11 protein-coding genes are annotated in these 12,240 nt (G+C 60.9%); 5 read left to right on the forward strand and 6 right to left on the reverse strand.

What is annotated here, in order from left to right:
- Window positions 1–41: 41 nt before the first annotated feature.
- Window positions 42–332, reverse strand: a complete 291-nt coding sequence (locus DW661_RS02695; protein WP_055251737.1) for a hypothetical protein — start codon at window positions 330–332, stop codon at window positions 42–44.
- A 294-nt stretch (window positions 333–626) separates the two neighbouring features.
- On the opposite strand from DW661_RS02695, the gene DW661_RS02700 reads away from it, so the two are divergent.
- Window positions 627–1,148, forward strand: a complete 522-nt coding sequence (locus DW661_RS02700) for a nitroreductase (RefSeq protein ID WP_117564325.1) — start codon at window positions 627–629, stop codon at window positions 1,146–1,148.
- Window positions 1,149–1,189: 41 nt separating this feature from the next.
- Here DW661_RS02700 and DW661_RS02705 read toward each other — a convergent pair whose 3' ends face one another.
- The 3 genes from DW661_RS02705 to DW661_RS02715 all read right to left on the reverse strand — a co-directional run bounded on the left by DW661_RS02705 (window position 1,190) and on the right by DW661_RS02715 (window position 4,375).
- On the reverse strand, window positions 1,190–1,615 hold the full coding sequence (locus DW661_RS02705; RefSeq protein WP_147346300.1) for a hypothetical protein: 426 nt from the start codon (window positions 1,613–1,615) through the stop codon (window positions 1,190–1,192).
- A gap of 234 nt (window positions 1,616–1,849) precedes the next feature.
- Entirely contained in the window at window positions 1,850–3,067 is a 1,218-nt protein-coding gene (locus DW661_RS02710; protein ID WP_118373166.1) for a helix-turn-helix domain-containing protein, read from the reverse strand.
- Between the two features lie 273 nt (window positions 3,068–3,340).
- Window positions 3,341–4,375, reverse strand: coding sequence for a YeiH family protein (locus tag DW661_RS02715; RefSeq protein ID WP_117817017.1), 1,035 nt, complete (start codon window positions 4,373–4,375; stop codon window positions 3,341–3,343).
- Window positions 4,376–4,568: 193 nt separating this feature from the next.
- Between DW661_RS02715 and DW661_RS02720 the strand changes: the two genes are divergently transcribed.
- Window positions 4,569–5,270 (forward strand): GntR family transcriptional regulator, encoded by a 702-nt coding sequence (locus tag DW661_RS02720; RefSeq protein ID WP_117635995.1) that lies wholly within the window; start codon window positions 4,569–4,571, stop codon window positions 5,268–5,270.
- A 287-nt stretch (window positions 5,271–5,557) separates the two neighbouring features.
- Here the strand turns inward: DW661_RS02720 and glmS are convergent, their stop codons facing one another.
- Window positions 5,558–7,405, reverse strand: a complete 1,848-nt coding sequence (gene glmS, locus DW661_RS02725; protein WP_118934489.1) for a glutamine--fructose-6-phosphate transaminase (isomerizing) — start codon at window positions 7,403–7,405, stop codon at window positions 5,558–5,560.
- A gap of 312 nt (window positions 7,406–7,717) precedes the next feature.
- Between glmS and DW661_RS02730 the strand changes: the two genes are divergently transcribed.
- Complete coding sequence (locus tag DW661_RS02730) at window positions 7,718–8,851, forward strand: LacI family DNA-binding transcriptional regulator (protein WP_233542314.1); 1,134 nt, start codon at window positions 7,718–7,720, stop codon at window positions 8,849–8,851.
- A 237-nt stretch (window positions 8,852–9,088) separates the two neighbouring features.
- Here DW661_RS02730 and DW661_RS02735 read toward each other — a convergent pair whose 3' ends face one another.
- Window positions 9,089–9,739, reverse strand: coding sequence for an HAD family phosphatase (locus tag DW661_RS02735; protein ID WP_089573501.1), 651 nt, complete (start codon window positions 9,737–9,739; stop codon window positions 9,089–9,091).
- 173 nt (window positions 9,740–9,912) lie between these two features.
- On the opposite strand from DW661_RS02735, the gene DW661_RS02740 reads away from it, so the two are divergent.
- Window positions 9,913–10,791 carry an ATP-dependent sacrificial sulfur transferase LarE gene (locus DW661_RS02740; RefSeq protein ID WP_118373170.1) on the forward strand — a complete coding sequence of 293 codons (879 nt, stop codon included), beginning with the start codon at window positions 9,913–9,915 and terminating at the stop codon, window positions 10,789–10,791.
- A 382-nt stretch (window positions 10,792–11,173) separates the two neighbouring features.
- Window positions 11,174–12,151: a DNA/RNA non-specific endonuclease gene (locus DW661_RS02745; protein ID WP_118373172.1), complete on the forward strand. Its 978-nt coding sequence runs from the start codon at window positions 11,174–11,176 to the stop codon at window positions 12,149–12,151.
- Window positions 12,152–12,240 lie beyond the last annotated feature (89 nt).

A 12,240-nucleotide genomic window follows, 5' to 3' on the forward strand; every position in this document is an offset into this window, starting at 1 on the left:
GCAGCGCCAGCGGTCACGTGAAAATCGGGTTTTATTGCCCGTTAAGCGGCGACGGCCTCATAGACCGTAGCGCCCGAGAAGCTGTCATGCAGGCTCTTGCCGGCAATCCACGGCAGCTCGACGACCTCGCAGACCGTGTTGACCAGCTCGGAGCAGTCAGTAAAGTGGCCCTTGTCGTTGAGGGCCTCGCAATCCTGAACACGCCAATAGCCATCGGTGTGCGTGATGTAGTACTCGTGATCGTCAATCGTCACAAAAGCGCGCGTCTTGGAACGCAGCAGCTTCAGAAATCCTTCGAAGTCGGTCTCGACGACATCTCCAGCCTGGAACATGATGTTACCTCCTGGCCCGGCGCCACCACGGCGCATTGATAAACGTTGGTACTCCTTTAGTAAAACCTTTATCAGAGGTTATGCGTTCGTCATTTAGGCAAGTGGTAAAAAACCGCAGGGTAGACGGGATAAAACGTTTAACCATCCCATTTGTTTGTCACATTCTGAAGGTACTTTTATGCAAACCTACTTTCCCAATTGGGATCTACCCTTTTGGCCGGGCAATTGACCGTCTATCGTTTGAGCCCGACGGGTATGAACGGGGCATCTGCAACGCCACCGCAAGGAGACACCATGGAGACTATCGAAGCACTCATCCACCGCCGCAGCTGCCGCAAATACAGTGATCGTCCCGTCGAGGCCGAAAAGCTCGCACGCATTATCGAGGCCGGCCAGTATGCACCCAGTGGCATGGGGCGCCAGCCGGTGACGTTTGTCGCCGTCACCGACCCCACGACCGTTGAGCGCCTCTCGCAGCTCAACGCACAGGTCATGGGCAGCAACAGCGACCCCTTCTATGGCGCCAAGACCGTTGTGGTGGTACTGGTCGACCGCAGCGTGCCCACGCACCTGGAAGACGGATCGCTCGCCATGGGCAACCTGCTCAACGCCGCCTATGCACTGGGTGTCGACTCATGCTGGATTCACCGCGCGCATGAGGTCTTTGACTCGCCCGAGGGCCTGGAGCTGCTGGCCAGCTGGGGCCTGCCCGCCGACGGCAGCCTGCGCGGCGTCGGTCACTGCATTCTGGGCTATGCCGAAGACACGCTACCCGAGCCCAAACCCCGCCGCGACAACGTGGTGTACGTTAGGTAATTAGTTCCGCCGTTCTAACGAACGGCGGACCCGCTCGCAACTTATCTTGCCGATGGAGTTGTCGTCGTTTCGTTCGTGTGGGTCGTTTCGGCGCCGTCGCCCTGTTCGCCCTCGTCCTTTTGAGCGTCGGCGATGGTGGAGGCCGCCGCAACGATACCGCGCTGGGGCGCGACGCCCGTCTGGGTCTGAGCGCCCTCGACAATTTCTGTGCCTGCATGCGCGAGCTCGGGCGATTTAAACATCGCGTCCAAGTTGGCACCGTCGCCGGCGTAGCCAAGCGCAGCGAGTGCGATGACGATCACTGCAACGACGACCGCGATCGGAACATAACGATGCCAACCAGCCGGATTGAGTCCGCTGCGACGAGCCGCCCCGCGGCTGATGTAGCCGAGCGTGCCGTCGTGCTTGAGCTTTGAACCCACCACGCGTTTGCGGTCCCACAGCGAGGACTCTGCCTGCATTGCCAAGCGGGCACCTGTCGAAGGATAGCCGTATTTAGTGCGCTTGAACGAGCCGTCAAACCCCGAGGCGTGTTTGCCCCACGTCACCGATGTTGTGCGTCGGTTAACCGGCGCGGCGCTCCGCCTTCTGCGGCTCGGTTTTGTAGTCTCAGCCATACGCCCCCGCACGCCGTAACCAAATCGAAACAATAACGCTTTGGACTGTAGCACACGCGTCGCGCGCGGTCACGGGCGCCTCGCTCAACGGTCATCGTCCTTCAGTAAGCGCCACAGCGTTGTTCGGCTTATGCCCAGCACCTCCGCCGCACGGGTTCGGTTGCCGTGGAGATGATCTACAACCAGATGCGCGATATCTCGCTCGGTATCGGCCAGCGGTCGCAGGATATACAGGTCGCTTTCGAGTGTCGGGGCGCCAAAGGTTGCGGTCTTAATCACGTCCTCTTGGGCTAGCACTTCCTCCGCCACAGCGCGATCCACCGTGCCCGCCCCCACCAATATATACAGTCGTTCCGAGACCTCGCGGAGCTGCAGATAATTGCGCGGCCAGCGGTAAGCATCGAGCGCCTTCGTCGCCGCGGCAGACAGCGTGGGCGCTGCCGTCCCAAATGCACCAGCGAGATATTCCAAATAGCGCGCAATCTTTTGCGACGTGGCTCCCTGCTCGACGATTGCCGGCGCCACGCTCACCGCACAGGCGAAGCGCTCGGTCACAAAGGCGGCTTGATCACTTTCGCTGCCGCCCGGCATGTCATTCGCCGTCAGCACCACATGGCAGCGCGTCGCCAACGCGGTGTCGGCCATCGTGGAAACGAGCTCGCGGAGACGCTGGGGGCCAACCGTGTTCCAGCCCTCAATGCAAAGCGTCAGCCCCGTTTGGAACAACGGCGATTCGGCGCTTTTGAGCAGATGGCGCCAGCCGCGATCCGTTAGCTCATCGAGCGCAACGGCAACAAAGGGCTGATCGACAAAAGGACCGTCCAGATAGAGGCGCATGGCAATCTCGACCTGACCCGTTCCCAGCTCGCCCTCGAGCATAAGGGGCACACCGCGCGCGTAGCTCTCGGCGACCGGCGCAGCCACCGAGGCAGGCCCCTCAACGATGCCGTACGCGCTCGATTCGTAGCGGGCCTCAACTTCGTCGGCGTTGAGCCACTCGATGCCCGCGTGCGCCGCGGCGCCGCGCACCTCGCGGACCACGACGACCCAAAGGCCCCCGCCCTCTTTGTCGGCGGGGCGAACGGTCAGGCTCAGGCGCGTACCCGCACGCCCCATAACCAGACGCGCGCCGTCTCCTATACGGTCGAGGCGTTCGGCAACAAAAGCTGCCACATCCCGCTCAAGCGCCGCGTCATTCATGGTCGAAATCGCGACGTCCCCACGCGCATCGATTGCCAATGCCGAGGCCCCGGCAGCAGCCAGGGCCTCGGTCAAGATGTTCAGCTTGGCATCGCTATCCATGATTTGCCCCTGTCCGCGGCGACGTGCAACCGCCGACGGTCGCACGACCGAGTGTTTCAAAATTGAACGATATTGCTCACCAAACACTATAGGGCAGAAAGCGCCGTCCTGCGAGTATAGGTGTTGCCCCGCATCGCCATCCTGGCGGGGCGATAAGAGCTCTTCGGGACTTATAAACCTGCGGACAAGCCATACCCGCAAGAGCTCCTATCGCTCCACCGCAGGCTTGCGCTCACCAGCAACCAGCAACCAGCACGCGAATAAGCTACTTCTCTACCAGATTCCCAGCACGTGCTGCATTCCCAAGCTCATGCACGCAATGCCAATCCAGCAGCAAAAGCCCAGCGCGATGGGCTTGCCGCCCTTTTTGACCAGCTCGACGATATCGGTATTAAAGCCAATAGCCGCCATGGCCATCACGATAAAGAACTTCGAAAGCTCCTTGATGGGCGCCGTAATGGACGTGGGAAGCTGAAACACCGTGGTGACCACGCTTGCCAGCACAAAGAACAGCACGAACATGGGAAACGCGCGTTTAAGCGAAAACGTGCTTTTGGCGTCGCCGCCGGCCTTACGCGCCAGATGCATCTGCCAGCATGCGAGGACCAACGTGATGGGAATAATGGCCAGCGTCCTGGTGAGCTTGACCACCGTGGCGCTCTCGAGCACATTGGCACCGGGATGCATACTGTCCCAAGCACTCGCCGCAGCCGTTACGGACGAGGTGTCGTTGATGGCGGTGCCGGCAAACAGGCCAAAGCCCTCGTTGGTCAGCCCGAGCATACCACCGAGCGTCGGAAACACGAGCGCCGCGATAACGTTAAACAGGAAGATGACCGAAATAGCCTGGGCAATCTCGCGATCGTCGGCATCGATGACGGGTGCGGTCGCGGCGATGGCAGAACCGCCGCAAATCGACGAACCCACACCCACAAGCGTCGAGATCTTACCCGGCACGTTCATAACGCGGCAGAGCACAAAGGCGATGACAAGCGAGGTCGAGATCGTCGCCACGATAATCGGCAGCGACTGGGCGCCCTTGGACAGAATCTGGGAGAGGTTCATGCCAAAGCCAAGCAGGATGACCGCATACTGCAAGATCTTTTTAGACGTATAGGTAACGCCGGCGGCAAGCGGCTCACGACGATGCTTGGGAAAGACAAGTGCCAGAACCATGCCGATGAGGATGGCGAATACCGGCCCGCCGACCACCTCGATCTGTTTGCCGAGCAGCGTTGCGGGAATGGCGATGATCAGGCAGAACAAAACGCCCTTCCAGCGCTCGCGTACGATATTTGCCAGTTGCATATGGGATTCCTTCTTTCTATTTCACGTTTGCGACGGCTTATGATACGGCAACGTTGAGCACAGCCATGCGTAAACACAGACCAAGATGCCGCAATAGTTCTTGGGCAACAGTCGAATTACCCACCGCGGAGAGCCGATTCGCGGCATAATTAACAGCTGACATATCAGTGTGATAGAACGGTTGCGAGGCACTATGGAAGAATCGATGCACGTCGGCGAGCAGGAAACGAGCCTACAGGACCAGTCCTACCACACCATTCGACGCAAAATCGTCTACCTGGACTACAAACCGGGCGAAAAACTGGGTGTCAAGCAGCTTTGTGACGACCTGGATATGGGGCGCACCCCTGTGCGCGAGGCGCTGGTGCGTCTGGCGCAAGAGGGCCTGGTGCGTACCGTGCCCCAAAGCGGCACCTATGTCTCGCCCATCAACCTCACTCTTGCCGAGAGCGCCTGCTACATTCGCGAACACCTGGAAAAGCAGGTGATTGTAGAGTGCTGCGCCCGTGCCACCTCGGCAGGCATCGAGCAGCTCGACCGAGCCATCGCGCTGCAGGAAAAGACCATGGCCGAGGAGGATCGCATCGGCTTCTTTTTAAGCGACAACCTCATGCACCGCATGATCTTTAACATCGCGTGCCGCAGCACCGTGTGGTCGTGGCTCGAGGCGACCAATGCCGACCTGGAGCGCTTCCGCTGGCTGCGCGCCGCCACGCAGAGGCTCGACAATCAGGAGATTGTTAACGAGCACAAGAAAATCCGCCGCGCTATCGCCGGTCGCGACCCCATCGAGGCGAGCTTTTTGGTCAGCAAGCACCTGCATATGATGTTCCGCAACCAGACCGAGGTCCTGGACCAATATCCCAAGTACTTCGAGACCAGCAAGCTCCGCTAACCTGCCAAAAAGGGACAAGTTTATTTTGGCAGGTTTTATCTGGGCAAACGCAACAAGGCCCGACTCCGCCACAACGGAGCCGGGCCCTTCTTGTTAGCGCGTTTCGACAACGGAGCACCTGATGTCAGTCACCAACAGCGAGCGAGCCGCATTTGCGCCAAGGTGACGTGAAATGAGAGGGCGCTGACCTTCTGGTCGCGCCCTCGAAATTGAACGTCAGATTGGCGTGAATGCGGCTCGCGCAGCGTCGAGCAGTTCCGGCGTTTGGTAAAACGCCGGAACAACAATTACTCGACGGTCACGCTCTTAGCGAGGTTTCGAGGTTGGTCAACGTCGCAACCGCGCAGGATGGCCACCTCGCGGGCGAGCAGCTGCAGCGGGACGCTCGCCGTGATGGGGCTGAACACGTCGCGGACGGCCGGCACGCGGATGATGCAGTCGGCGATCTTGTTGATCTCCTCGTCGCCCTCGGTGGCAACGACGATGACCTTGGCACCGCGCGCCTTGCACTCCATAAGGTTCGACACGGTTTTGTCGTAGGTGGCACTCTTGGTGGCCACGGCGATGACGGGGAAGCCCGGATCGATCAGCGCGATGGGGCCGTGCTTCATCTCGCCGGCGGCGTAGGCCTCGGCGTGCAGGTAGCTGACCTCCTTGAGCTTGAGCGCGCCCTCGTAGGAGATGGCAGCGCCCATACCGCGGCCCACAAACAGTGCCGACTGCGCGTCCTTGCACAGCAGGGCGGCCTCATGAACGGCCTCGGTCTGCGTGTCCAAAATCCACTGGATCTGCTCGGCCGTATCGGAAAGCTCGCGGAACATCATGCGTGCCTGTTTGGTGGTCATGCGGTACTTGACCTGCGCCAGCAGCAGGGCCAAAAGCGTGAGGCTAACGACCTGACCGATGAAGCTCTTGGTCGAGGCGACCGCGATCTCCTTGTTGGCCTTGGTGTAGATGACGCCGTCGCTCTCGCGCGCCACGGGGCTACCCACCACGTTGGTGATGCCAAAGACCTTGGCGCCCTTGATACGCGCGTCACGAATGGCGGCGAGGGTATCGGCCGTCTCGCCCGACTGGGACACGGCAACGACGAGCGTCGTCGGTGTGATGATGGGGTTGCGGTAGCGGAACTCGCTGGCAGCCTCGACCTCGGTAGGAATACGAGCCCAGCCCTCAATAAGGTTCTTAGCGATGAGTCCGGCATGGTAGCTGGTGCCGCAGGCAATCACATACACGCGGTCGATATCGTTGAGCTCCTCGAGGGACAGGCCCAGCTCGTCGATATCGAGCTCACCGGCGGGGGTCATGCGACCCACCAGCGTATCGCGCACGACGCGCGGCTGCTCGTGAATCTCTTTGAGCATAAAGTCGGGATAACCGCCCTTTTCGGCCATATCCAGATCCCAATCGATGTGGGTGACCTTGGGCTCGATGACATTGCCGGCCTCGTCGGTATACTCGACGCCCGCAGGCGTGAGCTTGGCAAACTGACCGTCCTCGAGCACCACGACATCGCGGGTGGCGTCGATGAGCGCAATCACGTCGGAGGCAACGTAGGAGCCGGTCTCGCCCACGCCGACCACGATCGGGGAGTCCTTGCGGGCAACGGCGATTACGCCAGGCTCGTCGGCGCACACGGCGGCCAAGCCATAGGCGCCCACCACGTGGGTGCAAGCCTCGCGCACGGAGGCCATCAGGTCGTGTGTCTCGGCATAGGCCTCTTCGATCAGATGCGCGAAGACCTCGGTATCGGTCTCGCTCTTAAAGTGATGGCCGCGGCCCTCCAGCTCCTCGCGCAGCTCGGCGAAGTTCTCGATGATGCCGTTGTGGACGATGGCGATACGACCGTCGCAGCTGGTGTGGGGGTGAGCGTTAACGACAGAAGGCTTGCCGTGGGTGGCCCAGCGGGTGTGACCGATGCCGCAGGTTGCGTCGCTATCGATATTGGAAAGCTCGCTCTCCAGGCCCGCAACCTTGCCCACGCGGCGGATGACGTCGAGGTGTGCCGCGGCGCCCTCGCCCACCTCGAGCGCAACGCCCGAGGAGTCATAGCCGCGATACTCCATGCGCTTAAGGCCTGTGACCAGGATGTTCTTTGCAATATCAGAGCCGGTGTAGCCGACGATTCCGCACATAGGATAAATCCCTTCGTTCGCGTGACTGCAAGACGTCCACGCACAGGGGGCGCTGAGACGTATAACGTTCGAGTATTGTACTCACGCAAGCGCAAGCTGATATACCAGAAGTGGTATCTCAACTTAGATACCACCCGATGCACACATGCCCAGCCGGTCCAAACCGCCACAATGGGGACAGGCACCTTTGTGGTGGTCGCGCTGGCAACGGCGTTTCCCCAGATAAAACCTGCCAAAATAAACCTGTCACTTTTTGGTTGGTTTAGGATGCTACAATCTGGCTTGTACTTGAAACGCATCAAAGGGGCCGCTATGGCAAAGGTTAAAATCAGCGACGTCGCGCGCGAGGCCGGGGTTTCGCTTGGCACGGTTTCCAACGCGCTCAACCATCCCGAGAAGTTGCGCCCCGAGACCCTCAGGCTCATCAACGAGACCATCAATCGCCTGGGCTACCTGCCCAACCAAAGCGCTCGTCAGCTCGCGGGCGGCGCCACCAAGTCCTTTGGCCTGGTGCTCCCCCGTCTCGACCACGGCTTTTCGCTCCAAATCGCCAGCGGCGCCCACAACGAGGCCCGCAAGCACGGCTACGATCTGCTCATCGCCAATGCCGATAACGACGATATTCTCGAGGATCATTACCTGCGCTATTTTATGGGCACGCAGATGTCCGGCGTCATGGTTCAGCCCATGGCGTCCCCCGACTGGCACCCCGCTATGACCAAGATGCCCGTGCCGATCGTCTATCTGGACATCCATTGCTCCGAGCCCGGTTACTACGTGGCCGCCGACAACGAGGCACAGGGGCGTATTATCGCCGAGCTCGCCATCGCCCGCGGCGCACGCCATATCACCGTTGTGGGCCGAGCGGCATTTATGCAGCTCGGCCTGCGCGTCCTTGGCATCCACAAGGCACTTGCCCTGCATCCTGATATCAAAATTGAGGTCATCGATGCCGGGGAGTGGAATACCGCAGCCGACGGCTACAGCATCGGTACCCAGATTGCCGAACGCCCTGCTGACGAGCGCCCCGATTTTGTCATCGGCCTGACCGACGTATTGGCCTCGGGCGTTATCTCGGCGCTGACCGACAAAGGCATTTCCGTCCCCGGCCAGGTCCGCGTGGCCGGCTGCGACGGCAACCCGCTCGCTTGGAGCGGATCGGTCCCGCTCACCACGGTAGCACCCCCAGGCTACGAGATTGGCCGCAAGGGCGTGCAGCTGCTCATGGAACAAATCGAGGATAAACCTGCCGCCAAGACCAAACGAGTCCGCATCGGCTCCGCCGCGCGCACCGTCACCACGGTCCCGGCCACCGAGGACATCAACCGTCAGGAAATCGTGCGTCCCTTCTTGCTCGAGCGCGTAAGCACCCAAAATGCCAAGCCGCATCCGACGGGCCAACCCATAGTCCCGACAACCGACATCAACCTGGGCGCCTACCTGTAACAAAAAAACGCCGCAACGGAAACAGCCCCGCTGCGGCGTTTTTGCTGACCCCACGGGCCTTCCCCGTTTAGCCGAACCTGCGGCTACGGATTTTTATGGAATGTAATCCATTTTTCATTAGCTTTTTTGCAAAAATGGATTCAATTCCATTTTTTAGAACAGTGCCTCCGCGCGGGCGCCGTTGCCGTCGCCGTCCTGCGGGATCGGGCGCGGGGCATGGCGACTCGCGTGCGAACGCTAACACACGACCTTGACCGCGGCTGTCAGATCGAACAGCGTATCGAGCACAGCCTCGCAGCCGTCCACCACGTCCTGCGGCAGCGGCACGATGTCGGGAACGGCAAACACATGGCAACCGGCCGTGATGCCCGAGACGCAACCGTTGCGTGAGTCCTCGACCACGGCGCACTCCTCGGGGGCAAAGCCCGCGCGCTCGCAGGCGAGCAGGTACATCTCGGGGTCGGGCTTGCCGCGCACGACGTCCTCGCCGCAGGTCACCGTCTCAAACTTGTCAAAGAGGCCAACCGTCTTGAGGTTGCGCTCGGCCGTAACGTGGCGCGATGACGTCGCAAGACCCACGTGATAGCCCGCAGCCAGCAGCTCGTCGAGGCACTCGGCGGCACCGTCCTTAAGCTCCAGATCGGTCTTGACCATCTCGTCGCGAATCTCCCTATGGCGACGATAGATTGCCTCAGCGGTTTCGCAGCTGCCGTAATGCTCATCAAGGATCTCCATGACATCGGGCAGCGTGCGACCGATAAACTGATGGATCAGCGCATCATCAATCGCGAATCCCAGCTCGGCCGCGCCCGCCTTCCACGCCTTGATACCCAAACGCTCGGTATCGACCAGCGTTCCGTCCATGTCAAAAATAACGGCCTTGATCATATCGGTCCCCCATCGCTTCGCGCTGCTGTACTCCCGCAACTTTACCGCACCTGTAAACTTGTATATAACGTATATAGCATATTGCACTTTCGTTACATAGATAGAAGTCTTATGACAAGCGACTCGGTAGGATTATAGTTTTCGACCGAGTACTCAACGGCAAGGATCGACTTATGCTTTCAGACACCACCGCACCCGCAGAGGGGCTTCAGGACAAACTCGCAGCGCTCGAGCAGCTGCTTTTAGCATACGGACGCGTCGCCATCGGCTTTTCCGGTGGCGTCGACAGCAGCTTTTTGGCCGCGGTCTGCGCCCGCATCATGCCCGCCAGCACGCTTCTCGTTCACCTCACCACGCCGCTCATCGGCACGCCCGAGCAGGCTTCGTTTGAGCGGGCGGTTGACGGGCAGGCCGATGAGGGGCCGCATTTTAAGCTTCCCGTACTCAACCTCTCGGTCGATCAGCTGCAGCTCCCCCAGGTAGCCTGCAACGACGCCGACCGCTGCTACCACTGCAAGCGCGCCGGCTTTACCGCCATCGTCAACCACGCCAAGTCGCTGGGCTTTCCCACCGTCATCGACGGCAGCAACGCAAGCGACCGCGGCGACTACCGCCCCGGCATGCGCGCCGCCCAGGAGCTCGGCGTGCGCTCGCCGCTTATGGAGGTCGGCTTTACCAAGGACGAGGAGCGCGAGCTGCTACGCGCCTGGGGATACCCCGTCTGGAACCTGCCGGCAGGAGCCTGCCTGGCCACGCGAGTCCCCACGGGCGAGGAGCTCACGCGCGAGAAGGTCGATGTAATCCGCACCTGTGAGGACTACCTACACGACCTTGGCCTGGACCAGGTCCGCGCACGCCTCGTCGGCGGCTGCATGCATATCGAGGCCGCGCCGGCAGACGTCGCCAAGATCGCCGCCCTCGGCAGCACCGCGGTCAACGACGAGGGCAAGGCCACGCTTCCCGCCGCCATCGAGTCCGCGCTGCGCAACCTAGGCTGCGGACACATCTCCCCCGAGGTCGCCCCCTACATCCACGGCAACATGAATCTTTAAGTTACGCCGTTTTACAAACGGCGTAACCGCTCGGCGCTGCGCAGGCCCCGGGCACGGCAATCTGACGTTCAACTGCACGGGCGCGACCAAAAGGTCAGCGCCCGCTTGTTTCACGTCACCTTGCCGCACCCGGAACCTGCTCGCTCGCGCGTGCTCAACCTGAACTGCGTTAACTGACCTGCCAAAAGGGGACTGGTTTATTTTGGTAGGTTTTATCTTGGGAAACGTCGGATAGCCCCGCACATCCCAACCATCGCAGTCCCTTCTGGGACAAATGGACCGATAGCGCGCCTCCCCAATCTTTAAGAATCTGTTCGGCAAAACTGTCTGCGGCGTCTCCTGCTAGACTGGTAGATTCCCAACCGTCCATCCAGGAGCCTCAATGTCGCGCAAGTCCGCCTACAAGCAAGTACTCTCCATCGGCACCGCCGTGGTGCTGGGGTTTGCGCTGTTTACGGGATCGCTCGACGGAGCGCCCAAGCTGCTCTCGCCGCAAAGCGATGAGCAGGCGGCTGCTCTGGCCGAGAAGCAAAGCGAGAGCCCCAACCGCACCGACGACGAAGCGGACTTGGTCGCCCGGCTCGAATCGGGAACAGCGAGCTCCACGGACTCCGAAGATGATCAGGACTCCGGCGATGGCTCTGAATCCGCCACGACCGACACCGCTGACGATGCCTCTTCAAACGTCACCCCCATCGACGAGGTCGAAAACCCCGATCTCGACCGCGCCCGCGGCGTATATCTCAGCAGCATTCCCGACTACGCCGGCAACCCCTACGTTGCCCTTCGCGCCGACAGCACGCACCCGCTCGGCACACCGTCGTTCACGCTCGATGAATACGAGCGCGCCACCGAAGAGGGCTGCTTTAAGAAGTTCTCCAAACTCGACAGCCTGGGCCGCACCCGCAAAGCGCTCGCCTGTGTGGGCCCCGAATCGCTCGGTCAGGGCAAGCGCGGCGATATCTCGCGTATCCATCCCGCCGGGTGGCACCAGCAGCGCTACGACTTTATTCCGGGTCAGAGCCTCTACAACCGCTGCCACCTTATCGCCTGGTCGCTCTGCGGCGAAAACGCCAACCGCAAGAATCTGCTCACCGGCACGCGCTATCTCAACGAAACGGGCATGCTGCCGTTTGAAGAGCAGATCCTCGGCTACATCCACGACACAGGCAACCATGTGCTCTACCGCGTCACGCCCATGTACAACGAAGAGGAACTTGTCTGCCGCGGCGTGCGCCTTGAGGCGCAATCGGTCGAGGACCACGGCAAGACCCTGCGCTTCCACGTGTACTGCTACAACCTGCAGCCGCATGTGCAGATCGACTACGCCACCGGCCGCAACCAGACATCCGGAGACTAGCGCCGACCAGGCTGCCCCAAAACCTAAAATGATCCGTTTTCCTCCGTCCCCCAGGGATCAAAAAGGGCCGCCCTGGATTGCCCAGAGCG

This window comes from Collinsella sp. AM24-1 (genome assembly GCF_003470325.1).
GTDB lineage: Bacteria > Actinomycetota > Coriobacteriia > Coriobacteriales > Coriobacteriaceae > Collinsella.

Bases quoted from the DNA above. Each gene is read 5' to 3' on its own strand.
- DW661_RS02715 (WP_117817017.1), bottom strand. From the start codon at position 4,375: ATGCAACTGGCAAATATCGTACGCGAGCGCTGGAAGGGCGTTTTGTTC.
- DW661_RS02695 (WP_055251737.1), bottom strand. From the start codon at position 332: ATGTTCCAGGCTGGAGATGTCGTCGAGACCGACTTCGAAGGATTTCTG.
- DW661_RS02730 (WP_233542314.1), top strand. From the start codon at position 7,718: ATGGCAAAGGTTAAAATCAGCGACGTCGCGCGCGAGGCCGGGGTTTCG.
- DW661_RS02740 (WP_118373170.1), top strand. From the start codon at position 9,913: ATGCTTTCAGACACCACCGCACCCGCAGAGGGGCTTCAGGACAAACTC.
- DW661_RS02710 (WP_118373166.1), bottom strand. From the start codon at position 3,067: ATGGATAGCGATGCCAAGCTGAACATCTTGACCGAGGCCCTGGCTGCT.
- glmS (WP_118934489.1), bottom strand. From the start codon at position 7,405: ATGTGCGGAATCGTCGGCTACACCGGCTCTGATATTGCAAAGAACATC.
- DW661_RS02700 (WP_117564325.1), top strand. From the start codon at position 627: ATGGAGACTATCGAAGCACTCATCCACCGCCGCAGCTGCCGCAAATAC.
- DW661_RS02720 (WP_117635995.1), top strand. From the start codon at position 4,569: ATGGAAGAATCGATGCACGTCGGCGAGCAGGAAACGAGCCTACAGGAC.
- DW661_RS02735 (WP_089573501.1), bottom strand. From the start codon at position 9,739: ATGATCAAGGCCGTTATTTTTGACATGGACGGAACGCTGGTCGATACC.
- DW661_RS02745 (WP_118373172.1), top strand. From the start codon at position 11,174: ATGTCGCGCAAGTCCGCCTACAAGCAAGTACTCTCCATCGGCACCGCC.